Source organism: Streptomyces sp. Ag109_O5-1, from assembly GCF_003814875.1.
In the GTDB taxonomy this organism is placed as follows: domain Bacteria; phylum Actinomycetota; class Actinomycetes; order Streptomycetales; family Streptomycetaceae; genus Streptomyces; species Streptomyces sasae.
The window spans coordinates 5441605-5465842 of the sequence record NZ_RKQF01000001.1 but is presented as its reverse complement, the minus strand read 5'-3'; the positions used below and the strand labels follow the sequence as shown (position 1 = coordinate 5465842).

The window sequence follows — 24238 nt, the reverse complement described above, 5'->3', positions numbered from 1 at the left end:
CGACTGAGGGGCCGCCTTCCTTATGGGGGGCGGCCCCTCACCGTTTTGTGTACGACGTCACCAGGCGCCGGGGTCGTCCGCGTCCACGGCGAAGACGGTGCCGTCGGGGGCGGTGGCGTAGATGTGGGTGCCGACGATCAGGGGGGCGGGCACCGAGGTGGCGACTCCGCCCGTGCCCGATCCGAACCGGGACGAGGTCTGTCCTGCGGCCTTTCCACTGGCCGCGTCAACGGCCATGAGCCGTCCGTCGGCCGCCGAGAAGTACACATGCCGGTTGTCGGCGACGGGTGCCGAGCCTCGGCTCACCGAGGTCTCCAGGTGCCAGATGCGCTTGCCCGCATCCATGTCGACGGCATCGAGTGAGCCGGTGGCGGCCAGCACGTAGACCACCCCGCCGTGTACGCCGGCCTGTGCGTCCGCACGCGGTACGGGGAGTTTGACCCGGCGAGTCGCCCCGGACTCCGGCGCGTAGCGGACCACGGCATCTGTGTCGCCGTACTCCGGATCCGTGACCAGTAGGAAGACGGCCCCGTCCTGCGCGCCGACCGGCGTCAGCAGACCCTGCAACCGTGTTTCCCAGCGAACGTCTCCGGTTGCCGGATCCATGGCGGTGACCCGGGTGCTGGCCCCGTTGTCGGACGTACTGGTCACATACGCCGACGACGGGTCCGAGGGGAAGAAGCTGATCCGGGGCGTGCTGTGACCCCCTGTCGGCCGACTCCACTTGGTGGTGCCGGTCGCACCGTCCACTCCGGTGACCGTGCCGCCCGCGCGTACGAGCAGGAGCATGTCGCCGGCGTACTTCATCCCCACGTTCGCGGGCAGGTCCCGCTGCCATCGACTCCTGCCCGAGTCCGGATCGAGCGCTGACACATGTCCCTCGTCCGTGATGAGCTGGACGAGGCCGCCGGAGAAGGCCGGGGGCCTGCTCCAGTGGGCGTTCGGGACGGAGTGCCGCCAGAGCACGGCACCCGTCACCGGGTTCAGGGCGAAGGCCACGGATGCCTCGGTGCAGAACAACCTCCCGTCGCCGTCCGCGCATTGGGGAGTGGTCACGTTCTTGGCGATCGGGTTCGCCTGCCAGGCGGCGAAGGCAGCGGCCGTTGTCCTCGGGTTGCTCTCCTGCGGCTGCGGGCTGTTGCCCGCGGCCCACAGGGCCAGAGCCGCGACCGTGCCCAACGCGAGCACGGCGGCGCCCGTGGCCAGGATGACCCGTCGGCTGAGGCGTGGCCTGCGCGGTCGCCCCGGCTCCTGCTCCTTAGCCTTCGGCGGATCCGGATCCAGCGTTTCACGGGCGTCACCGGATTCGTCGGTGACCGTGGTCCGCTGTGCCGGTATGAACGCCTGCGTGTCGTACGACGCCGACAACGACCGCAGCCCACGCATCAGTTCTTCGGGCGTCGGCCGGTCCTCCGGCTCCTTGGCGAGGCACCGCAGCACCAGCGGAGCGAGTTCCTCCGGTATCCCCGTGATGTCGGGCTCGTCATGCACGACCTGGTACGCGACGACATAGGGGCTGTCGGAGTCGAACGGCCCCCGCCCGGTCGCCGCGTGCACCAGCACCGACCCGAGCGCGAAGATGTCGGCGGCGGGCCCGACCTCCCGGGGGCGACGGAACTGCTCGGGCGCCATGAACGGCGGCGTACCGATCAACTTCCCGGTCTCGGTCCGAAGTTCACTGTCCTTCGGCCGGGAAATGCCGAAGTCGATGACCTTCGGACCGTCTTCGGCGAGCAGCACATTGCTCGGCTTGAGATCGCGGTGCACCACCCCGACCCTGTGAATATCGCCCAGCGCCTCCGCTAGCCCGGCCATCAGCCGTCGCAACTGGGCAGGGGGCATGGGCCCGTTCCGCTTCACGTGCTCGGACAGCGTCGGTCCGGGGATGAAGAGGGTGGCCATCCAAGGCCGTTCGGCCTCGGGGTCGGCGTCCACGACAGGGGCGGTGAAGGCGCCGCTGACCTTGCGCGCGGCGGCCACCTCCTGCCGGAAACGCCCCCTGAACTCGCGGTCCTTGGCGAACTCGGCGTGCACGACCTTCACGGCGAGCTTCAGCCCCGAGGTGCTGCGCGCCAGGTGCACCACACCCATGCCACCCGAACCCAGGCAGGACTCCAGGCGGTAGTGCCCGGCGTACTCGGGAAGTTCCGCTTCCGCGCCCGCTCCGGTGTTGCGCTGTGGCGTCAAGGGACCACCTCCGTGCTGTTTCCGCGGAGCGCGACGCACGGAGCCTAGTCGATAACTCGTGCGACACAGAGGCGGCTTGCTAGCGTCCGCGTGCGAGTTACGCACATGTGTTTCGTGGCTCGATCGCAGGGAATCAACGGGACTCCATGGCACTCATGGGTCCAGTGGGGGAGCACTACATGTCCGTCGAAAACACGCAGAAGGCCGAGAGCGGGGGCGAGGAGGAGGCTGTCACGACGCTGGCGGCATCCGTGCGCTACTACTCGGTCGCCCCGGGCGTCCGCCTGAACGTCCGCAGCGGCCCCGGCACCGGTTACGACATCACCCGCGTCCTCCCCGAGGGCGCCAAGGTCCCGATCTACTGCCAGACGCCTGGTACGACGGTGTCCGGGTATTACGGCACGTCGAACATCTGGGACAACATCAGCAACGGCGAGTTCGTGGCAGACGCCTACGTCAGCACTGGCAGCGACGGCTACGTGGCCGACCGCTGCTCCTGATCCGGTCCAGGGGGACTGAGATGACACCCGTAAGACGCGCTTCCATCCTTCTCGCCGGCTCCGCAGGAGCCTTCCTCATGATCCTGGGCTCGGCTTCGGTCGCCTCCGCCGTATCGCTGTACTCGGTCGCCCCGGGCGTCCGCGTCAACGTCCGCAGCGGCCCGGGCACCACCTACAGCATCACGCGGACCCTCCCCGAGGGCACCAAGGTCCCGATCTTCTGCCAGACGCCCGGTTCAACGGTGTCCGGGTATTACGGCACGTCGAACATCTGGGACAACATCGACAACGGCGAATACGTCTCCGACACCTACGTCCACACAGGCAGCGACGGCTACGTCGCCGACCGCTGCGCCTGACCGCACCCTTGAAAGGACGGCCACAACCATGACCCCGCCGAGGCGCCGGGCGCTGATGCTCGCCGGCACAGCCGCCACGTCCGCCATGATGGTGCTGGGCTGGGCCACGACGGCGACAGCCGCGAGCTCTTACACCACCGCCCCGGTCGAGCTGAACGTCCGGAGCGGTCCGGGCACCTCCTACAGCATCGTCCGCGTCCTGTCCGCGAGCTCCGTGGTGGAGCTCTTCTGCCAGAAGCCGGGTACGACGGTGTCCGGTTACTACGGCACCTCGAACATCTGGGACAACATCGGCGGCAGCGCGTACGTCTCGGACACCTACGTCCACACGGGCAGTGACGGCTACGTCACCGCCCGCTGTTCCTGACCGGTCACACCGGCCCCGCCCCGGAGCCCGCGGCCCTCGGCGCCATAATCGTCCCGTGAGCGACGAACCAGGCACCCCGGACACCCCCGCGGGCTCCACCGGCGGCCCCCGCCCCGAGCCCCTCCGCTTCTTCGGCACGTCCTGGGCGAACCACGACGACGGCTACACCGCCCGCCGGATCGGCGTGGCCGTGGGCTCGCTCGCCGCCGCCGTCGGCTCCTGCCTGGTCCTCCGCCTCGCCTACGAGGGCGTGCAGCTCGCCGAGACCGGCTCCTTCGTGACCGTCCTCGTCGTCGCGATGTTCGCCATCTGCAGCGCCCTCGCCTTCCGTAACACCTGGGAGTCCTTCGGCAAGCGCCCCGACCCCGAACGCCAGGCCTCCCTGCGCGGCCTCCTCGCCATCGGCTTCGTCGGCTCCCTCCTCGCCTACTTCTTCCGCTCCCTGACGGAGGCCCCCGGCGAGAAACTCCACCGCACCGAGTACGACACCGCGGTCCAGGAGCACGAACACCGCACCACGCGCCGCTCGGGCAACCCGGCGAAGAAGAAGCGAAAGAGCTGAGACCACCCGCCGGGGCGGCCGGACCGGCCTGACTGCCGGGAGACGCCCTGTCCCCGGCCGCTTCGGCGACGCGGCGTAGCGGATGCACCGTAGACGCGCGGTGGATGCGCCGTCGCCCAGGCCGCCCGGCCTGGCGGTGGCCGGATGAATGCTCAGGGCCCGTGGAAAACCTCTGTCGCCCCCTGCTCCACCCTCGGGACGATGGCCTTATGACCACAAGCCAGTCGCGCCCCCCGAACCCCGCCCCCTCCCGCGCCGCCCGCGCCCGGTCCTTCAACGCCGCAGCGGCCCAGTACGCCGCGAACCGCCCCTCCTACCCGTCCGCCCTCCTCGACGCGGTCGAGGAGGAGGCCGGCCGCCCCCTCGCCGGCGCCCGGGTGGCCGACGTCGGCGCGGGTACGGGTATCGCGACCGCCCTCCTGCACGCGCGCGGCGCCGACGTGGTCGCGGTGGAGCCGGGGGAGGGCATGGCGGCGCAGTTCCAGGCCACGCTCCCCGACGTCCCCGTCGTCCGCGGCAACGGCAACGCCCTTCCCCTCGCCGACGGCACCGCCGACTTCATCACCTACGCCCAGGCCTGGCACTGGACCGACACCGCCCACTCCGTGCCGGAGGCCCTGCGCGTGCTGCGTCCCGGCGGCGCGCTGGCGCTGTGGTGGAACACCAGCGCCCTCGACGTCGAGTGGATCGCCGACGCCTCCGCCCGCATCAGCCGCTTCTTCGGCATCGACGTCGTGACCGAGCAGAACAAGGGAACCGACCGCACGGACCTCGCCGACCCCAGCGGCCGGCTCCGCTTCAGCCGCCGCGAGGTCCGCTGGAGCCGTCGGGTCCCCCTCGACACCCACCTCGCCAACATCTCCAGCCACTCGGCGTTCCTCGTCACCCCCCAGGACCGCCGCACCGCCTTCCTCGCAGAGGAACGCGGCCACCTCTTGAAGGTCTTTCCGGACGGAGTCGTCGAGGAGACCTACGACGTGCTCCTTCTGGTAGCCCTCAACTCCTGAGGAACCGATACCGGCCCGCTCCAGTGTTTCGGCTGCGGGCCGGTGGGGGTTGATCGCGCAGTTCCTCCCCCAGCCGAAGGCTGGGGGTACCCCCAGCGCCCCTGACGAGGCGCTGTCCGGCCGTGTCTTTCATTCAGCCGCGGCACCCCGCCGGCGCCGGTGAGCGCCCCCCGCCCCGCGCATCCCCCAGCGTGCACGGCCGCCCCAACCCCCGCCCCTTGACGCCGCCCACCCCCCGGCCCATTATTCATCACATGATGAATTACTCGCCGGAGCCGCCCGCGGCCCCCGGCAACCCAGCCCTGCCGCATGCCGTCCGGGCCGCCGGACTCACCGCGATCCGCGGCCCCCGCACAGTCCTCCGCGGCCTCGACTTCACCGTCCCCCGCGGTCAGATCACCGGCCTGCTCGGCCCCTCCGGATGCGGAAAGTCGACGCTGATGCGGTCGATCGTCGGGACCCAGGCCAAGGTCTCCGGCACTCTGGACGTCCTCGGCCGACCCGCCGGCCACCCCTCCCTCCGCACCCGCATCGGCTACGTCACCCAAGCCCCTTCCGTCTACGACGACCTGACCATCCGCCAGAACCTCGACTACTTCGGCTCGATCCTCGACCCCAACCGCCCCACCCCCGACCGCCGCGCCGACGTCGAACGCGTCCTCGGCGAAGTCGACCTCACCAGCCACGCCGACTCCCTCGCCGGCAACCTCTCCGGCGGACAGCGCAGCCGCGTCTCCCTCGCCGTCGCCCTGCTCGGCACCCCTGAACTCCTCGTCCTCGACGAACCCACCGTCGGCCTCGACCCCGTCCTGCGCCGCGACCTCTGGCACCTCTTCCACGCCATCGCCGCCCGCGGCGCCACCCTCCTCATCTCCTCCCACGTCATGGACGAGGCCGAGCGCTGCCACCGCCTCCTCCTCATGCGCGACGGCGAGATCCTCGCCGACGACACCCCCGAGGCCCTCCGCACCCGCACCGGCTCCGACACGGTCGAAGCCGCCTTCCTCCACCTCGTCGACGAAGCGGCCGCCAACGCCCGCACGAAGGAAACGGCACGATGACCACTCAGCCGGCGACCACTCGGACGGCGACCGCCACGGCCGCTCCCGTCCGCACCCTCAGCCTCTCCCGAACCACCGCCACCGCCGCCCGCGTGCTGCGCCAGCTCCGGCACGACCCCCGCACCATCGCGCTGCTGCTCCTCATCCCCTGCCTGATGCTGGTGCTGCTCCGCTACGTCTTCGACGGCAGCCCGCACACCTTCGACAACATCGGCGCCTCGCTCCTCGGGATCTTCCCGCTCATCACGATGTTCCTGGTGACCTCCATCGCCACCCTCCGGGAACGCACCTCCGGCACCCTCGAACGCCTCCTCGCCATGCCCCTCGGCAAGGCCGACCTCATCGCCGGCTACGCCCTCGCCTTCGGCACCCTCGCGATCATCCAGTCGGCCCTCGCCACCGGCCTCGCCGTCTGGTTCCTCGGCCTCGACGTCACCGGCTCCCCCTGGCTACTGCTCCTGGTCGCCCTGCTCGACGCCCTGCTCGGCACAGCCCTCGGTCTCTTCGTCTCGGCCTTCGCGGCCTCGGAATTCCAGGCGGTCCAGTTCATGCCCGCGGTGATCTTCCCCCAACTCCTCCTCTGCGGCCTGTTCACCCCCCGCTCCGAGATGCACCCCGTCCTGGAAGCCATCTCCGACGTCCTGCCCATGTCCTACGCCGTCGACGGCATGAACGAGGTCCTCCACCACACCGACATGACCGCGACCTTCGTCAGGGACATCGCGATCGTCGCCGGCTGCGCACTGCTCGTACTGACCCTCGGCGCGGCAACCCTGCGGCGACGCACGGCGTGACCCGGGCAGGGCCGCGTTCCGGCCGGCGGACAACCACCCCGCTCCCCTGACCCCGGTGCCAGACTGAACCGCATGAGTCAGAAAGTCGCAGTCCTCGGCACCGGCAAGATCGGCGAAGCCCTGCTCAGCGGAATGATCCGCGCCGGCTGGGCACCCGCCGACCTCCTGGTCACCGCCCGCCGCCCCGAACGTGCCGAAGAACTCCGCACCCGCCACGGAGTCACTCCGGTCACCAACGCCGAGGCAGCGAAGACCGCCGACACCCTGATCCTCACGGTCAAGCCGCAGGACATGGGCACCCTCCTCGACGAGCTCGCCCCGCACGTCCCCGCCGACCGCCTCATCATCAGCGGCGCCGCGGGCATCCCCACCTCCTTCTTCGAGGAGCGCCTCGCCGCAGGCACCCCGGTCGTCCGCGTCATGACCAACACCCCCGCCCTCGTCGACGAGGCGATGTCGGTCATCTCCGCCGGCAGCCACGCCACCGCCGCCCACCTCGCCCACGCCGAGGAGATCTTCGGCGCCGTCGGCAAGACCCTCCGGGTCCCCGAGTCCCAGCAGGACGCCTGCACCGCCCTCTCCGGCTCGGGCCCGGCGTACTTCTTCTACCTGGTCGAGGCCATGACCGACGCCGGTATCCTGCTCGGCCTGCCCCGCGACAAGGCCCACGACCTGATCGTCCAGTCCGCGATCGGAGCCGCCGTGATGCTCCGCGACAGCGGCGAACACCCCGTCAAGCTCCGCGAGAACGTCACCTCGCCCGCCGGCACCACCATCAACGCCATCCGCGAACTGGAGAACCACGGCGTACGGGCCGCCCTCATCGCCGCCCTCGAAGCCGCCCGCGACCGCAGCCGCGAACTCGCCTCGGGCAAGAAGGACTGACGCTCACCTCAAGGGGGCGGTGGCTGAGCTGTCGCATCGCCACCAGCCCCCACGCCCACCCCGCCTACCGCATTGCGTTCAACGCGAGCTCGGGCGCCACCGACTCCGCGAAGGCGCCCGGCGGCAACAAGCCGATCGCCCTGTAAGCGGTATCGACAATCGGCCGGGCGATCGCCCGAGCCTTCTCCGCTCCATGCCGCAGCACCCCCTCCACATATCCCGGATCGGCACACAACTCCTTGTGCCTGGCCTGCACGGGCCTGAGTACCTCCACCACCGCCTCCGCGGCGGCCTTCTTCAGAGCGCCGTACGAATCGTGAACGGTTGCCAGTGACTCAGGGTTCCCGCCCGTGCACGCAGCGAGAATCTCCAGCAGATTCGCGACCCCGGGCCGTTCCTCCCGGTCGTACACGACCTCCCGCCCGCTGTCGGTCACAGCCCGCATGACCTTCTTCCGGATCACGTCCGGCTCGTCCAGCAGATAGACGATCCCCGGCCCCGAGTCGTCGCTCTTCCCCATCTTCGACGTCGGATCCTGCAGATTCATCACCCGGGCCGCCACCGTCGGCACGGTCGCCTTCGGCACCACGAACGTGTGCCCGTACCGCTGGTTGAACCGCACCGCCAGATCCCGCGTCAGCTCCACGTGCTGCGCCTGATCGTCCCCGACCGGCACCTCGTCCGCCCCGTAAGCCAGGATGTCCGCCGCCATCAGTGCCGGGTACGTCAGCAAGGACAGCCGCACACCCCGTCCCCGCGCCCCCTCGCTCGCGACCTTCTCCCTGTACTGGATCATCCGCCGCATCTCCCCGTCGGTCGCCACGCACTCCATGACGTACGACAACCGGGTGTGCTCGTCGACATGGCTCTGTACGAACACGGTGCACAGCTCGGGATCCAGCCCCGCGGCCAGCAGCAGCGTCGCCGCCTGCCGGGTCAGCCGGCGCAATCGGGCCGGATCGTGGTCCACGGTCATCCCGTGCAGATCGACGATGCAGAACAGCGCGTCGGCCTGGTGCTGGTCCACCGCGGCCCACTGCCGCATGGCGCCCAGATAGTTCCCCAGCGTCAGGTGCCCGGTCGGCTTGATCCCACTGAAGACCCGTGTCATTCCCTCTCCACCTCCTGGTCGGAGCCGCCGTCCCGAGCGGCCGGCCCTCAGTGGCTCTGGAGGGAGATACGCGAACGGCCGCCGAGGCGGCGGCCGTTGAACGCATACGTGAGCACGGCCGCCGTCAGGCGGCCCACCACTGCTGGGTGTACGTACGCGTAGTCATGCCGTTCACCATACGCCGGTGGGGCGCCGTGCCACCGCGAGTTGACACACCCCAACCCGATACGTAAAGTTCTCCGAGTTGTCCGACGTGAGCGCCGACTCCGGTCGGTCCCCGGACAGCCATTCCGCAAGTACCTACCAGCCATCGGCGATCCGTCGTCGTGCGCTTCGGTGTGCGCATTTGCGAAATGAGGAATCCACGTTCGAAAGGACGCGGCCCCCGATTAGCTCGGAGGCCGGGAATCCGCTAAAGTCTCACTCGTCGGAACGGCCCAGCGGCCGGGATGACAACCCCCTCTGACTGGGAATCAGACGCCGAAAGGATCTGATAGAGTCGGAACCGCCGGAAAGGGAAACGCGAAAGCGAGAACCTGGAAAGCACCGAGGAAATCGGATCGGAAAAAGATCTGATAGAGTCGGAAACACCGAAGGGAAGCCCGGAGGAAAGCCCGAGAGGGTGAGTACAAAGGAAGCGACCGTTCCTTGAGAACTCAACAGCGTGCCAAAAATCAACGCCAGATATGTTGATACCCCGTCCGTCGGGACATTCCGATGGTCGAGGTTCCTTTGAAAAAACACAGCGAGGACGCTGTGAACGGTCGGATCATTCCTCCGACTGTTCCGCTCTCGTGTGTGTGCACCGGATTACCGGTAAACATTCACGGAGAGTTTGATCCTGGCTCAGGACGAACGCTGGCGGCGTGCTTAACACATGCAAGTCGAACGATGAACCACTTCGGTGGGGATTAGTGGCGAACGGGTGAGTAACACGTGGGCAATCTGCCCTTCACTCTGGGACAAGCCCTGGAAACGGGGTCTAATACCGGATAACACTTTCACGGGCATCTGTGAGGGTTAAAAGCTCCGGCGGTGAAGGATGAGCCCGCGGCCTATCAGCTTGTTGGTGAGGTAATGGCTCACCAAGGCGACGACGGGTAGCCGGCCTGAGAGGGCGACCGGCCACACTGGGACTGAGACACGGCCCAGACTCCTACGGGAGGCAGCAGTGGGGAATATTGCACAATGGGCGAAAGCCTGATGCAGCGACGCCGCGTGAGGGATGACGGCCTTCGGGTTGTAAACCTCTTTCAGCAGGGAAGAAGCGAGAGTGACGGTACCTGCAGAAGAAGCGCCGGCTAACTACGTGCCAGCAGCCGCGGTAATACGTAGGGCGCAAGCGTTGTCCGGAATTATTGGGCGTAAAGAGCTCGTAGGCGGCTTGTCACGTCGATTGTGAAAGCCCGAGGCTTAACCTCGGGTCTGCAGTCGATACGGGCTAGCTAGAGTGTGGTAGGGGAGATCGGAATTCCTGGTGTAGCGGTGAAATGCGCAGATATCAGGAGGAACACCGGTGGCGAAGGCGGATCTCTGGGCCATTACTGACGCTGAGGAGCGAAAGCGTGGGGAGCGAACAGGATTAGATACCCTGGTAGTCCACGCCGTAAACGGTGGGAACTAGGTGTTGGCGACATTCCACGTCGTCGGTGCCGCAGCTAACGCATTAAGTTCCCCGCCTGGGGAGTACGGCCGCAAGGCTAAAACTCAAAGGAATTGACGGGGGCCCGCACAAGCGGCGGAGCATGTGGCTTAATTCGACGCAACGCGAAGAACCTTACCAAGGCTTGACATACACCGGAAACGTCTGGAGACAGGCGCCCCCTTGTGGTCGGTGTACAGGTGGTGCATGGCTGTCGTCAGCTCGTGTCGTGAGATGTTGGGTTAAGTCCCGCAACGAGCGCAACCCTTGTTCTGTGTTGCCAGCATGCCCTTCGGGGTGATGGGGACTCACAGGAGACCGCCGGGGTCAACTCGGAGGAAGGTGGGGACGACGTCAAGTCATCATGCCCCTTATGTCTTGGGCTGCACACGTGCTACAATGGCCGGTACAATGAGCTGCGATACCGTGAGGTGGAGCGAATCTCAAAAAGCCGGTCTCAGTTCGGATTGGGGTCTGCAACTCGACCCCATGAAGTCGGAGTCGCTAGTAATCGCAGATCAGCATTGCTGCGGTGAATACGTTCCCGGGCCTTGTACACACCGCCCGTCACGTCACGAAAGTCGGTAACACCCGAAGCCGGTGGCCCAACCCTTGTGGAGGGAGCTGTCGAAGGTGGGACTGGCGATTGGGACGAAGTCGTAACAAGGTAGCCGTACCGGAAGGTGCGGCTGGATCACCTCCTTTCTAAGGAGCACATAGCCGACTGCAGGCGAATGACCTGCACGGTTGCTCATGGGTGGAACGTTGATTATTCGGTCTGACTCTCGGGTCGGAGGCTGCAAGTACTGCTCTTCGGAGCGTGGAACGCATGATCTTCGGGCGGGGTTCGGCCGGGCACGCTGTTGGGTGTCTGAGGGAATGATCTTCCTTCAGTCGCCGGCCCCAGTGAACTCCAGGCTCTGGCTTGGGGGTGATGGGTGGCTGGTCGTTGTTTGAGAACTGCACAGTGGACGCGAGCATCTGTGGCCAAGTTTTTAAGGGCGCACGGTGGATGCCTTGGCACCAGGAACCGATGAAGGACGTGGGAGGCCGCGATAGTCCCCGGGGAGTCGTCAACCAGGCTTTGATCCGGGGGTTTCCGAATGGGGAAACCCGGCAGTCGTCATGGGCTGTCACCCACTGCTGAACACATAGGCAGTGTGGAGGGAACGAGGGGAAGTGAAACATCTCAGTACCCTCAGGAAGAGAAAACAACCGTGATTCCGGGAGTAGTGGCGAGCGAAACCGGATGAGGCCAAACCGTATGCGTGTGAGACCCGGCAGGGGTTGCGTATACGGGGTTGTGGGATCTCTCTTTCACGGTCTGCCGGCCGTGAGACGAGTCAGAAACCGTTGATGTAGGCGAAGGACATGCGAAAGGTCCGGCGTAGAGGGTAAGACCCCCGTAGCTGAAACATCAGCGGCTCGTTTGAGAGACACCCAAGTAGCACGGGGCCCGAGAAATCCCGTGTGAATCTGGCGGGACCACCCGCTAAGCCTAAATATTCCCTGGTGACCGATAGCGGATAGTACCGTGAGGGAATGGTGAAAAGTACCCCGGGAGGGGAGTGAAATAGTACCTGAAACCGTGTGCCTACAAGCCGTGGGAGCACTTCGGTGTGACTGCGTGCCTTTTGAAGAATGAGCCTGCGAGTTTGCGGTGTGTTGCGAGGTTAACCCGTGTGGGGTAGCCGTAGCGAAAGCGAGTCCGAATAGGGCGTATGAGTAGCACGCTCAAGACCCGAAGCGGAGTGATCTAGCCATGGGCAGGTTGAAGCGGAGGTAAGACTTCGTGGAGGACCGAACCCACCAGGGTTGAAAACCTGGGGGATGACCTGTGGTTAGGGGTGAAAGGCCAATCAAACTCCGTGATAGCTGGTTCTCCCCGAAATGCATTTAGGTGCAGCGTCGTGTGTTTCTTGCCGGAGGTAGAGCACTGGATAGGCGATGGGCCCTACCGGGTTACTGACCTTAGCCAAACTCCGAATGCCGGTAAGTGAGAGCACGGCAGTGAGACTGTGGGGGATAAGCTCCATGGTCGAGAGGGAAACAGCCCAGAGCATCGACTAAGGCCCCTAAGCGTACGCTAAGTGGGAAAGGATGTGGAGTCGCAGAGACAACCAGGAGGTTGGCTTAGAAGCAGCCACCCTTGAAAGAGTGCGTAATAGCTCACTGGTCTAGTGATTCCGCGCCGACAATGTAGCGGGGCTCAAGCGTACCGCCGAAGTCGTGTCATTGCAGCATATAGCCCCAACGGGTGCTGTGATGGGTAGGGGAGCGTCGTCTGCCGGGTGAAGCAGCACCGGAAGGTAGTTGTGGACGGTTGACGAGTGAGAATGCAGGCATGAGTAGCGATTCACACGTGAGAAACGTGTGCGCCGATTGACTAAGGGTTCCTGGGTCAAGCTGATCTGCCCAGGGTAAGTCGGGACCTAAGGCGAGGCCGACAGGCGTAGTCGATGGATAACCGGTTGATATTCCGGTACCCGCTGTGAAGCGTCAAACATCGAACCAGGCGATGCTAAGTCCGTGAAGCCGTTCCGGACCCTTCGGGGAAAGGAAAGTGGTGGAGCCGACGGACCAGACTTGTAGTAGGTGAGTGATGGGGTGACGCAGGAAGGTAGTCCATCCCGGGCGGTGGTTGTCCCGGGGTAAGGGTGTAGGACGCTGTCTAGGCAAATCCGGACAGCACATAGTCTGAGACCTGATGCCGAGCCGATTGTGGTGAAGTGGATGATCCTATGCTGTCGAGAAAAGCCTCTAGCGAGTTTCATGGCGGCCCGTACCCTAAACCGACTCAGGTGGTCAGGTAGAGAATACCGAGGCGTTCGGGTGAACTATGGTTAAGGAACTCGGCAAAATGCCCCCGTAACTTCGGGAGAAGGGGGGCCACACCTGGTGAGAGAGTTTTCCTCTTGAGCTGGGGGTGGCCGCAGAGACCAGCGAGAAGCGACTGTTTACTAAAAACACAGGTCCGTGCGAAGCCGTAAGGCGATGTATACGGACTGACGCCTGCCCGGTGCTGGAACGTTAAGGGGACCGGTTAGCTCTGATTCGTCGGGGCGAAGCTGAGAACTTAAGCGCCAGTAAACGGCGGTGGTAACTATAACCATCCTAAGGTAGCGAAATTCCTTGTCGGGTAAGTTCCGACCTGCACGAATGGCGTAACGACTTCTCGACTGTCTCAACCATAGGCCCGGTGAAATTGCACTACGAGTAAAGATGCTCGTTTCGCGCAGCAGGACGGAAAGACCCCGGGACCTTTACTACAGTTTGATATTGGTGTTCGGTTCGGCTTGTGTAGGATAGCTGGGAGACTTTGAAACTCGGACGCCAGTTCGGGTGGAGTCGTCGTTGAAATACCAGTCTGGTCGTGCTGGATGTCTAACCTGGGTCCGTGATCCGGATCAGGGACAGTGTCTGATGGGTAGTTTAACTGGGGCGGTTGCCTCCTAAAGAGTAACGGAGGCGCCCAAAGGTTCCCTCAGCCTGGTTGGCAATCAGGTGTTGAGTGTAAGTGCACAAGGGAGCTTGACTGTGAGACCGACGGGTCGAGCAGGGACGAAAGTCGGGACTAGTGATCCGGCGGTGGCTTGTGGAAGCGCCGTCGCTCAACGGATAAAAGGTACCCCGGGGATAACAGGCTGATCTTCCCCAAGAGTCCATATCGACGGGATGGTTTGGCACCTCGATGTCGGCTCGTCGCATCCTGGGGCTGGAGTCGGTCCCAAGGGTTGGGCTGTTCGCCCATTAAAGCGGTACGCGAGCTGGGTTTAGAACGTCGTGAGACAGTTCGGTCCCTATCCGCTGTGCGCGTAGGAGTCTTGAGAAGGGCTGTCCCTAGTACGAGAGGACCGGGACGGACGAACCTCTGGTGTGCCAGTTGTTCTGCCAAGGGCATGGCTGGTTGGCTACGTTCGGGAGGGATAACCGCTGAAAGCATCTAAGCGGGAAGCCTGCTTCGAGATGAGGACTCCCACCTCTATAAGAGGGTAAGGCTCCCAGTAGACGACTGGGTTGATAGGCCGGATCTGGAAGCCAGGTAACTGGTGGAGGTGACCGGTACTAATAGGCCGAGGGCTTGTCCTCAGTTGCTCGCGTCCACTGTGTTGGTTCTGAAACCACGAACAGCCCCATGCCAGGGTCACGGCATGGTGCGGCATTCACAGTTTCATAGTGTTTCGGTGGTCATAGCGTGAGGGAAACGCCCGGTTACATTCCGAACCCGGAAGCTAAGCCTCACAGCGCCGATGGTACTGCAGGGGGGACCCTGTGGGAGAGTAGGACGCCGCCGAACAAATATTGGGAAAGCCCCCGCATCGAAAGATGCGGGGGCTTTCTGCGTTTAGGCTCGGTGGTATGCGCTACGACCTGGTTATCTTCGACAACGACGGCGTCCTCGTCGACAGCGAGCCCATCTCCAACCGGCTCCTGGCCGCTTATCTCACCGAGCTGGGGTACCCGACCTCCTACGAGGACTCCATACGCGACTACATGGGGTCCGCGATGCACCGGGTCCATGAGCTCGTCCAGGAGCGCACGGGTAAGCGGCTGCCGGACGACTTCGACGATGTCTTCCATGCGCGGGTGTTCGCGGCCTTCGAGCGGGAGTTGAAGCCCGTTGCCGGGGCGGCGGAGGCGCTGGAGCGGCTGGCGGCGGACGGGGTGCCGTACTGCGTGGCGTCGTCCGGGAGTCATGAGCGGATTCGGGTGGGGCACCGGACGACCGGGCTGGACCGGTGGTTCGACGAGTCGAGGGTCTTCAGTTCGCAGGATGTGGGGCGGGGGAAGCCGGCGCCGGATCTCTTCCTGTACGCGGCCGAGCGGATGGGGGTCGCGCCGGGGCGTTGTGCCGTCGTGGAGGACAGTCCGCTGGGGGTGCGGGCGGCTGTCGCGGCCGGGATGGACGTGTACGGGTTCACGGCGATGACGCCGGCCGACCGGCTGTCGGATGCCACCCAACTCTTCGCCGACCTCGGGCAGTTGGCTGACCTGCTGGAATGACCGAGGGCAGCACGGCGGGGCTGACAATTGTCATGCCGGGCTCCGGACGTTCGTTTCTACTGGGGGACCCCGCCCGGACGCGAAGCTGAGGGCATGACGAAGACGACGAACACCGGGTCCCGGAGCAAGCAGCAGCCCAGCGTGCTGGAGAACCTCCGGCCGCTGATCGTGGATGTGGCGGTGCCCCTCGGGTCGTACTACTTCTTCAAGGGGGCCTTCGGGATGAGCACCTTCGCGGCGCTCGCCTGGAGCAGCGTGGTGCCGGCCGTGCGGACGGTCTGGAGTGTGGTGAAGGAGCGTCGGGTCAACGGGCTGGCGGCGCTGATCCTCGTCGTGAACGTGGTCGGACTGGCGCTGAGCTTCGTCTCCGGTGACCCGCGGCTGATGCTCGCCAAGGACGGTGCGGTCAGCAGCACGGTCGGGATCGGGATCCTGGTGTCGGTGGCGCTGGGGAAGCCGATGATGACGGCCGGGCTGAAGCCCTTCCTGGTGAAGGGGGACACGGCCCGGGAGGCCGCCTGGGAGCGGCTGGCGTCCGGGACCGCGGCCGGTTCGGTGGAGTTCCTGCGCAAGGAGCGGGTCTTCTCCGTGATCTGGGGTCTGGTGCTGTCGGCGGAGTGCGTGGCCAGGGTCGTCGGCGCCTACACGATCCCCGTGGACACCATGGTCTGGCTGGGCTCGGTCTTCATGGCCGTCGCCATCACCCTCGGGATGGTGGTCTGCGGTGGTGCCGCCGCCGAGCCGATGGCCCGCCTGATCACCGACGAGGTGAAGCGCCGGGAAGCCGCGCAGGAGCAGGAACAGGAGCTTGCGATCGCCGCCTGAGCGGCACGAAAGTAAAGCTGAAGGAAATTCATCTTTGGCCGGATCTACCCACGAGTACGCCGGGGCCCTACGCTCGCCGCCATGACAGATGTGCTGCGGCGCGGTAGGGCCTCGTTGGCGTTCAGCTTCTTCACCCAGGGCGCCACCTTCGCGCTGCTGGTGACGCGCATTCCCGCGATCCAGGACCGGTACGGCGTCTCCGACGCGCTGCTGCCGGTCTTTCTCGCTGCCGTGCCCATCCTGGCCGGCGTCGGCAGTGTCACCACCGAGCAGCTGGTGAAGCGAATACGGCCCAGCCGGCTGCTGCGCTGGTCCCAGCCCGTGGTGATGCTGGCGCTCCTCGGGGTCGGAGCCGGCGGGCAGATGGCCGGGCTGGCGGTGTCGCTCGCGGTGTTCGGCCTGGCCGTCGGGGCGCTGGACGCGTCGATGAACATGCTCGGGGTGAGTCTGCAGCGGACGTACGGGCGCAGCATCATGCTGAGCTTCCATGCCGCGTACAGCCTGGGCGGGATTCTGGGGGCCTCGCTGGCCTGGGTGGGGGCGCACTGGCATCTCGCGCTGTGGGTGTCGTATCTGCCGGTCGTCGCGGTGCTGCTGCCCGCGGCTCTGGTGGGCAGCCGGTGGTACGTGGACGGCGAGCCCGCTCCGGTGGCGGACGGGGAGTCGGCCGCGGGTGGGGGCGGTGTCGTCTTCAAGCTGCTGCTCCCGTTGTGTCTGGTGATGTCCTTCGCCTATATCGGGGACTCGACCGTCTCCAACTGGAGTGCGAAGTACCTGAAGGACGTGCTGGGGAGCAGTGAGCAGCTCGCCACCGTGCCGTACAACGTGTACATGGTGACCACGCTGGTCGGGCGGGCGATCGGGGACTTCGGGGTACGGCGGTTCGGGGCCGTCACCGTCGTACGGCTCGGGGCGCTGGTGGCGGCCGCGGGGTTCGTGGTGGTGGCGGTCGCGCCCGGGGCGTGGGTCGGGATGGCCGGGTTCACTCTGCTGGGGCTGGGGTTGTGTGTGCTGGTGCCGCAGACCTTCGCGGCGGCGGGGCGGCTCTTCCCGGGGGCTTCGGACGCGGCCATCGCCCGGCTGAACATCTTCAACTACGTCGGGTTCCTGATCGGTTCGCCGTTGGTGGGTGCTCTGGGCGATGCGTGGAGCTATCGCGGGGCGATGCTGGTGCCGATGGTGTTGGTGCTGGTGACGTTGGTGTACGCCCGTTCGTTCGCGACCAGGTCGGACCGATACGGTGGCGGGCATGAGCGGCCGCGCACAGCTGATGTGGGACGAGCAAGTAACGGGCTATGACTTCGGTCCGGGTCATCCGATGGATCCGGTCCGGCTGGCGTTGACCCGGAGTCTGGTCAGTGCCTTCGGGCTGGACCGGGCGGTGGAGGTCGTCGCGGCGAAGCCGGCCGGGGAGTCGACGCTGCGGCTGGTGCACCGGGAGGACTACATCGAGGCCGTGAAGGCGGCCTCGGCGGACCCTGCGGCGGCCGACCAGTCGTACGGGCTGGGCACGGTGGACGATCCCGCCTTCGCCGGGATGCACGAGGTGTCCGCGCTGATCGCCGGGCAGTCGGTGGCGGCGGCCGAGGCGGTGTGGCGGGGGGATGCCGATCACGCCGTGAACTTCTCGGGCGGGCTGCACCATGCGATGCCCGGGGCGGCTTCCGGGTTCTGCATCTACAACGACGCCTCGCTCGCCATCGCCCGGCTGCTGGAGCTCGGTGCCGAGCGGGTCGCCTATGTGGATGTGGACGTGCACCACGGGGACGGGGTGCAGGCCGCGTTCTGGGAGGATCCGCGGGTTCTGACGATCTCGCTGCACGAGCATCCCCGTACGTTGTTCCCGCAGACCGGGTGGCCGCAGGAGGTCGGGGCCGGGGCGGGGGAGGGGGCCGCCGTGAATGTGGCGTTGCCGGCGGGGACCGGGGACGCGGGGTGGTTGCGGGCGTTCCATGCGGTCGTGCCGGAGCTTGTCGCCGACTTCCGGCCGCAGGTGCTGGTCACCCAGCACGGGGCCGACACGCACTTCGAGGATCCGTTGGCGCATCTCGCCGTGTCGCTGGACGCGCAGCGGGCCGCGCAGGTGGCGTGTCATGAGCTGGCGCACGAGTACGCCGGGGGGAAGTGGGTCGCGCTGGGCGGGGGTGGCTACGAGGTGGTGGATGTCGTGCCCCGGTCCTGGACGCATCTGGTGGGGATCGCGGCGGGGCGGGAGATCGAGCCCGAGACGCTGGTTCCCGAGGGGTGGCGGCAGGAAGTGTTCGCCCGGACTCGGCAGTTGGGACCGGGGCGGATGACGGACGGTCGGTGGCCGGTGGGGTGGGCGTCGTGGGAGTCGGGGTACGACCCGGCCGATCGCCTGGACCAGGCGGTGCTGGCCACCCGGCGGGCGGTGTTCCCGCTGCGGGGGCTGCTGGCGTAGGGGTTTTCTCGCCCCCGCCGCCCCTACCCGTCCCATCACCAGGGGGCTGCGCCCCCTTCGACCCCCGCCGGGTGGGCCCCGTCCTGGGGGCTGCCGCCCCCAGACCCCCGCTTCGGCCTGAACGGCCTCGTCCTCAAGCGCCGGACGGGCTGGAGGGGGTGCGGACCGGCCTTCGTTCTCGAACTCCCCCAGAGGGGGTACCCCCGGACGGGCTGGGGTGTGGCTGATGCGGCTGGGAGTGCGACTGGTCGTTGGGCCAACCGTGCGGTGTTGCCCCGTTTCCAGGTTCTTCCGGGGCTTTGTCCGTCACCATCTCAGCCGTGTTGAGTGTTGGTGAGCTTCGTGCGTATCTGGTGGCTGTTCGGCTTGCCGGGGTGGTGGGCACCTCCCGGGAGCGGAGTCTTCGGAGTTATCGGCTGTTCGCCGCTCGGGATCCTCGGGTGTTGATCGGGATCGATCCACAAGGGGGATGGGGGGAAGCGGAGTTGGTTCGGTTGATGGCTGCCAAGTGCGGGGTTTCGGACGATCCGCGGTGTGTTTCAGGGCATGATGTGATCGATCCCGGACGCACGGTGGCCGCGCTGGACGCCTTCGCCGAGCGAGTGGGGGACGTTGCCCGGCGTCGTGCGCCCGTGCTGTTCGGGACCGGGCATCCGCATCGGCTGATCGGGTTCTACGCCGGTCTCGCGGACGCGTTGTCGGCGGCGGGATGTGAGGTCCTCACCCCTGCGCAGGGTCGCTGTGTCGACATAACGACCCGGTTCGGTCTACGTACGTGCAACCTCGATTACGTACGAGGTATCGGGTTCATGAGAGAAGTGGGCCGTGAACGCCCCGGTTGTGCGCCGGGTGCGCACACGCATTCGCCGCTGCCGGTTCGGGTGGCGCTGGATGCGGCGGCGGGCGCCGGCGGGCCGTTGCCCGAGCTCGTGGTCGGGGACCATGGCTGGGTCTGCGGTGCAGGTCAGCTCGGGTTTGAGGCCATTGGTCTTGCGGATACGGATGACCCCGCGGTCTTTGTGGGGGAGGCAGAGGGGACCGTGTCCGTCGCCGTTCCGGTTGATGACGGCGTGCGGTCTGATTACTACACGCCGCTTACCCGCTACGTACTCAATCGGGCGTGTCTGTCACAGTAGGCCGCCGATGGGTGCACCTCTTCCCCACTCGCATCACCCGCCCCTACATTGGGGAGTGAGCACGCAACGACGAAGAGTCACCGGAAGGGGAAGCCGGTGGCCCGTCGAGTGCGGAAGGTTCGGGTGTGACATGGCTGCAGACCAGAGGCCTCTCAACGAGGTTGTGTTCCTTACCGTGGCGGAGGTTGCCGCGGTGATGCGAGTGTCGAAGATGACCGTGTACCGGCTGGTGCACAGCGGTCATCTGCCCGCGATCCGGGTGGGGCGGTCCTTCCGCGTCCCCGAGCAAGCGGTACACGAGTACCTTCGCGAGAGCTATGTGGGGGTGGAGACCGCCTGACGGCTATTTCGGGATACCCGGAGCACCTCGATTACGACCTCAGCGCTCGGACGGGTAGGCTAGCCCCTCGTAGGTCGTATGGGCCCATGGCGCCCAGCACCGAGTGATGAGAAGTGAGCGAGGGTAGTCGTGGGCTCTGTTATCAAGAAGCGGCGCAAGCGGATGGCCAAGAAGAAGCACCGCAAGCTGCTCAAGCGCACGCGCGTTCAGCGTCGTAACAAGAAGTAATTACGGCACGAGCCGCGAGAGCTTGTGTGTGGCCCCCCACCAGTACGGTGGGGGGCCACGTGCGTTTTCCGGCCGCAGTGGTGCGGTGTGGCCTGCTGGGGGTCATGCCAGCGCAACACCGACCCGCTAAGTTGGCCCGCATACGGGAACACGGAAGAAAGGCGCTGATCTTGGGGAAGGTCGTGCTCGTGACCGGAGTGGCCCGTCAGCTCGGGGGCCGGTTCGTACGACGCATTCAGCGTGACCCCGAGGTGGACCGGGTCGTCGCCGTGGACGCGGTGGCGCCGGAGCACCATCTGGGCGGGGCGGACTTCATCCAGACCGATATCCGGCAGCCGAGTATCGCGCGGGTTCTCGCCGAGAGCGGTGCCGACACCGTCGTCCACATGGACGTGACCGGAACACCGCTCGGCAGCGGAAGCCGGGCCACCGTCAAAGAGACCAACGTCATCGGCACCATGCAACTGCTCGGCGCCTGTCAGAAGTCGCCGAACGTGAAGCGGCTGGTGATCAAGTCCAGTACGAATGTGTACGGCTCCGCGCCGAAGGATCCGGCCGTGTTCACGGAGACGACGCCGCCGAAATCGCTGCCCAGCGGCGGGTTCGCCAAGGACACGGTGGAGGTGGAGGGGTATGTGCGGGGGTTCGCGCGCCGGCGGCCCGATGTGGCCGTGTGCGTGCTGCGGTTCGCCAATATTCTCGGCCCGACCGCCGATACCCCGCTCGCCTCCTATTTCTCACTGCCCGTGCTGCCCACCGTCCTCGGGTACGACCCGCGGCTGCAGTTCGTGCACGAGGACGATGTCGTCGAGGTACTGCGGATCGCCTCGCACGAGCCGGAGCGGGGGACGCTGAACAGCGGCACGTTCAATATCGCCGGTGACGGTGTGCTGCTGCTCTCGCAGTGCTCGCGGCGGCTGGGGCGGCCCACCGTGCCGTTGCTGCTGCCGGCGGTCACCTGGGCCGGGTCCCTGGTGCGGACGCTCGGCATGAGCGACTTCTCGCCCGAACAGATCCGGCTGCTGACACACGGCCGGGTGGTGTCCACCGACCAGATGCGCGAGACGCTGGGATTCAAGCCGAAGTACACGACGGCGGAGACGTTCGCGGACTTCGTGCGCGCCCAGACCCCGGGGCTGCTGCCGCCGCAGGCGGTGGCCGCGGCCGTCGACCGGATCGCCGCGCTGCCCGTCCTGAGCGGCGGGCAGACGCCGGCGCGGACCGCGACGAATCCTCCGACCCAGAGCGCCAACTGAGGAGCGCAACAACAATGGCGGACGCCAAGGTCATTCCGTTCGACGACGACCGGTCCCGCGGGGCTGCCGTGCAGCGGCCGACGCGGCGCCGGGGTGCGGGGAGCCGGCGCAAGGGCGGCGGCGAGCAGGCGATGGCGCGTGATGTGGGGACGGTACGTGAGGTCCAGCCTCTCGCCGGGCGGATCCCGGCGCAGGAAGATGTGCATGTGACCCGGGAGAGCCCTGAGACGGGCGCGGAGCAGCCGCACGACGACGCCGACCTGGAGCGGCGCGTGGCGCGCGGTCTCGCGTTTCTGCGGCGGCGGTTGACCGGGGACTACGAGGTCGACGACTTCGGCTACGACGCGGAGCTGACCGACCAGGTCCTGATGTCGTTGCTGCGGCCGGTGTACGAGAAATACTTCCGGGTCGATGTGAAGGGCATCGAGAACATCCCGGCCGAGGGCGGTGCGCTGATCGTCGCCAACCACTCCGGGACGCTGCCGCTGGACGGGCTGATGATGCAGGTCGCCGTGCACGACCACCATCCGGCGAATCGTCACCTCAGGCTGCTCGCGGCGGACCTGGTCTTCGTGCTGCCGGTCGTCAACGAGCTGGCGCGGAAGCTGGGGCACACGCTCGCGTGCGCGGAGGACGCGGAACGGCTGCTGGGGCAGGGCGAGCTGGTCGGGGTGATGCCGGAGGGGTTCAAGGGCATCGGGAAGCCGTTCGGCGAGCGGTACAAGCTGCAGCGGTTCGGGCGGGGTGGGTTCGTGTCGACCGCGCTGCGGAAGGGGGCGCCGATCATTCCCTGCTCCATCGTGGGAGCCGAGGAGATCTATCCGATGATCGGCAACGCGAAGACGCTGGCTCGGGTGCTCGGGATTCCGTACTTCCCGTTGACGCCGACGTTTCCCTGGCTGGGGCCGTTGGGGGCGGTGCCGCTGCCGACGAAGTGGACGATCCAGTTCGGGGAGCCGATCGCTACGGAGGGCTATCCGCCGGAGGCGGCCGAGGATCCGATGCTGATGTTCAACCTGACGGATCAGGTGCGGGAGCAGATCCAGCACACGCTGTACAAGTTGCTTGTGCAGCGGCGGTCGGTCTTTTTCTGAGCTGCGATGCGTTGAGTTTTGGGTGCGGGTGAGTGGGGGCTGGTCGCGCCCGCGCGGCGGAGCCGCATATCAGACACAGCCCCGCGCCCCCAAACGGCGGCTGCGCCGCCTTGGGTGCGCGGGGGTGCGCCCTCCTTGCCTAGTTGCCGGTGTTCTCGCTGTCGATGCCCAGGCCCGGCAGCAGGCCCGGCAGCAGCGGGGGCAAGGTCACGTCCGGTTCGCTGGATGCGCTCTTCGACGGGGACGGGCTGCTCGTGCCGGTCTTCGGGGGGTCGAGGAGGCCGCCCGTGGTGCCGCCGATCAGACCGTCGTCGGCGCTGCCGGAGGCCGAGCCGCTAGGGCTGCCGGTGCCTGACTCGTGGCCCGAGGAGGAACCGCCGGAGGACGACGGGGCCGTCGACCGGTGGCTGCCGGAGGAGCCGGTGGACGCCGTGCCGGAGCCCTGTCTGCCGGAGCCGCTCCCGGTGCTCTGGGGCGGCTGGGGGAGCAGGGACTGCAGCGGGGCCACCTCTTCGTCTATGGCGGCGAAGACCGACGACACCTGCTGGCTGACGTCCCCCAGCTGGGGCGGGAGCGTGGCGCTCAGGGCGCCCCAGGCCTCGCGGTGGGACTGGGCGAAGGTGGACAGGGCCTGGATGGGGCCCAGGGAGTTCGGGTCGCGCTCGTACGCCGCGTGGAGCAGGCGGTGGCCCTCGGTGACGTCCTGCTGCATTCCGGACAGGGTGCGGCGGATCTCACCGATCGACTCGTGGTCGAGGTGACCGCCCCGGCCCCGGTCCATCAGCCGGCGGGCCTCCATCAACCGGGTCGAGGCCTGGTCGAGGTAGGTCTGGCCGCGCTGGTCGTCGCCGTCGGTCAGATAGTTGAGCCTGAAGTCCTCGATGCCCCGTTTGAGGCCGTACAGCGAATCGCCGGGCAGGGCGTCGGAGCTGGCGGCGGCGACTCCGCCGAAGGCTCCGGCGGCCACGCCGACGCTCAGGCCGCCCGCGGCGAGCCCCTTGGTGAGCCGGGAACGCGGTCGCAGTTTGCCCAGCGGACTCGCCCGATGCGCGCCCTTGGACCTGCCCGACCTTTGTCCGGGCACGGACGTGTCCGCCGCCCCGCCCAGGGTGCCCTCCGCCAGCATGGCCTCCATTGCGGCCACCAGCTGGGCCCGCTGGACGACCTTGACCTCCGGGTCGAGCTCCGGCTTGGGCAGTGCGGCCAGCCCTGTGGCCAGGGCCAACAGCTCGCCGTGCTCGGTCCGTTCGGCCCGGTCCGCTGCGGCAGGTGGATCGCCCGCCGGTCCCTCGGACGGCTCGGCCGCCGGATCCCGGTCGGGCTGCTCCTCCAGAGCCTGGGCGAAGGCGTTCGCCCGCCGGTGTGCCGATACGTTCGCGATCACTGGCGGCACCTCCTCTCGTCATGACGGTCGACTCCCCAGGGGGTCCTGAGGGTTGCACGCCCTCGACCAGTCCA

The 24238-nt window shown here is 66.9% G+C and carries 20 protein-coding genes and 3 rRNA genes; 20 read left to right on the top strand and 3 right to left on the bottom strand.

What is annotated here, in order from left to right; translation table 11 throughout:
• Positions 1-57: 57 nt before the first annotated feature.
• The gene (locus EDD90_RS24525; RefSeq protein WP_123975208.1) at positions 58-2187 is read right to left on the bottom strand and encodes a serine/threonine-protein kinase; all 2130 of its coding nucleotides are present in this window, start codon (positions 2185-2187) and stop codon (positions 58-60) included.
• Positions 2188-2366: 179 nt separating this feature from the next.
• Between EDD90_RS24525 and EDD90_RS24520 the strand changes: the two genes are divergently transcribed.
• The 8 genes from EDD90_RS24520 (at position 2367) to proC (ending at position 7722) form a co-directional block, all read left to right on the top strand.
• On the top strand, positions 2367-2687 hold the full coding sequence (locus EDD90_RS24520) for an SH3 domain-containing protein (protein ID WP_123975207.1): 321 nt from the start codon (positions 2367-2369) through the stop codon (positions 2685-2687).
• Between the two features lie 77 nt (positions 2688-2764).
• Positions 2765-3046, top strand: a complete 282-nt coding sequence (locus EDD90_RS24515; protein WP_260328028.1) for an SH3 domain-containing protein — start codon at positions 2765-2767, stop codon at positions 3044-3046.
• 28 nt (positions 3047-3074) lie between these two features.
• A complete protein-coding gene (locus tag EDD90_RS24510) occupies positions 3075-3413 on the top strand; it encodes an SH3 domain-containing protein (RefSeq protein ID WP_185149201.1) in 339 nt (112 codons plus the stop codon).
• 55 nt (positions 3414-3468) lie between these two features.
• Positions 3469-3975 carry an EamA/RhaT family transporter gene (locus EDD90_RS24505; protein ID WP_123975205.1) on the top strand — a complete coding sequence of 169 codons (507 nt, stop codon included), beginning with the start codon at positions 3469-3471 and terminating at the stop codon, positions 3973-3975.
• A 209-nt stretch (positions 3976-4184) separates the two neighbouring features.
• Positions 4185-4982 (top strand): class I SAM-dependent methyltransferase, encoded by a 798-nt coding sequence (locus EDD90_RS24500; protein ID WP_123975204.1) that lies wholly within the window; start codon positions 4185-4187, stop codon positions 4980-4982.
• 254 nt (positions 4983-5236) lie between these two features.
• Complete coding sequence (locus EDD90_RS24495; RefSeq protein ID WP_123975203.1) at positions 5237-6043, top strand: ABC transporter ATP-binding protein; 807 nt, start codon at positions 5237-5239, stop codon at positions 6041-6043.
• On the top strand, positions 6040-6837 hold the full coding sequence (locus tag EDD90_RS24490) for an ABC transporter permease (protein WP_123975202.1): 798 nt from the start codon (positions 6040-6042) through the stop codon (positions 6835-6837). Before EDD90_RS24495 ends, EDD90_RS24490 begins: the two co-directional genes overlap by 4 nt.
• A gap of 72 nt (positions 6838-6909) precedes the next feature.
• Entirely contained in the window at positions 6910-7722 is an 813-nt protein-coding gene (proC, locus tag EDD90_RS24485; protein WP_123975201.1) for a pyrroline-5-carboxylate reductase, read from the top strand.
• Positions 7723-7786: 64 nt separating this feature from the next.
• Here proC and trpS read toward each other — a convergent pair whose 3' ends face one another.
• Positions 7787-8833: a tryptophan--tRNA ligase gene (gene trpS / locus EDD90_RS24480; RefSeq protein ID WP_123975200.1), complete on the bottom strand. Its 1047-nt coding sequence runs from the start codon at positions 8831-8833 to the stop codon at positions 7787-7789.
• A gap of 823 nt (positions 8834-9656) precedes the next feature.
• Between trpS and EDD90_RS24470 the strand changes: the two genes are divergently transcribed.
• The 12 genes from EDD90_RS24470 (at position 9657) to EDD90_RS24410 (ending at position 22780) form a co-directional block, all read left to right on the top strand.
• Positions 9657-11180: ribosomal RNA gene (locus tag EDD90_RS24470) — 16S ribosomal RNA — on the top strand.
• A 280-nt stretch (positions 11181-11460) separates the two neighbouring features.
• A 23S ribosomal RNA gene (locus tag EDD90_RS24465) occupies positions 11461-14564 on the top strand.
• 91 nt (positions 14565-14655) lie between these two features.
• A 5S ribosomal RNA gene (rrf, locus tag EDD90_RS24460) occupies positions 14656-14772 on the top strand.
• Together the 16S, 23S and 5S rRNA genes form the textbook arrangement of a ribosomal RNA operon.
• Before the next feature lie 62 nt (positions 14773-14834).
• Positions 14835-15479 carry an HAD family phosphatase gene (locus EDD90_RS24455; RefSeq protein WP_123975199.1) on the top strand — a complete coding sequence of 215 codons (645 nt, stop codon included), beginning with the start codon at positions 14835-14837 and terminating at the stop codon, positions 15477-15479.
• 93 nt (positions 15480-15572) lie between these two features.
• Complete coding sequence (locus EDD90_RS24450; RefSeq protein WP_123975198.1) at positions 15573-16304, top strand: VC0807 family protein; 732 nt, start codon at positions 15573-15575, stop codon at positions 16302-16304.
• Between the two features lie 81 nt (positions 16305-16385).
• Positions 16386-17603 carry an MFS transporter gene (locus EDD90_RS24445; RefSeq protein ID WP_123975197.1) on the top strand — a complete coding sequence of 406 codons (1218 nt, stop codon included), beginning with the start codon at positions 16386-16388 and terminating at the stop codon, positions 17601-17603.
• Positions 17554-18726, top strand: a complete 1173-nt coding sequence (locus EDD90_RS24440; RefSeq protein WP_123975196.1) for an acetoin utilization protein AcuC — start codon at positions 17554-17556, stop codon at positions 18724-18726. Before EDD90_RS24445 ends, EDD90_RS24440 begins: the two co-directional genes overlap by 50 nt.
• Positions 18727-19046: 320 nt before the next feature.
• On the top strand, positions 19047-19862 hold the full coding sequence (locus tag EDD90_RS24430; RefSeq protein ID WP_123981572.1) for a phosphatase: 816 nt from the start codon (positions 19047-19049) through the stop codon (positions 19860-19862).
• Between the two features lie 130 nt (positions 19863-19992).
• Positions 19993-20202 (top strand): helix-turn-helix domain-containing protein, encoded by a 210-nt coding sequence (locus tag EDD90_RS24425; protein ID WP_123975194.1) that lies wholly within the window; start codon positions 19993-19995, stop codon positions 20200-20202.
• Between the two features lie 129 nt (positions 20203-20331).
• Positions 20332-20430, top strand: coding sequence for a 30S ribosomal protein bS22 (locus EDD90_RS24420; RefSeq protein WP_003948845.1), 99 nt, complete (start codon positions 20332-20334; stop codon positions 20428-20430).
• A gap of 170 nt (positions 20431-20600) precedes the next feature.
• A complete protein-coding gene (locus EDD90_RS24415) occupies positions 20601-21686 on the top strand; it encodes an NAD-dependent epimerase/dehydratase family protein (protein WP_123975193.1) in 1086 nt (361 codons plus the stop codon).
• A 14-nt stretch (positions 21687-21700) separates the two neighbouring features.
• On the top strand, positions 21701-22780 hold the full coding sequence (locus EDD90_RS24410; protein ID WP_123975192.1) for a lysophospholipid acyltransferase family protein: 1080 nt from the start codon (positions 21701-21703) through the stop codon (positions 22778-22780).
• A 139-nt stretch (positions 22781-22919) separates the two neighbouring features.
• Here the strand turns inward: EDD90_RS24410 and EDD90_RS24405 are convergent, their stop codons facing one another.
• On the bottom strand, positions 22920-24164 hold the full coding sequence (locus EDD90_RS24405; RefSeq protein WP_123975191.1) for a DUF5667 domain-containing protein: 1245 nt from the start codon (positions 24162-24164) through the stop codon (positions 22920-22922).
• Positions 24165-24238: the final 74 nt, after the last annotated feature.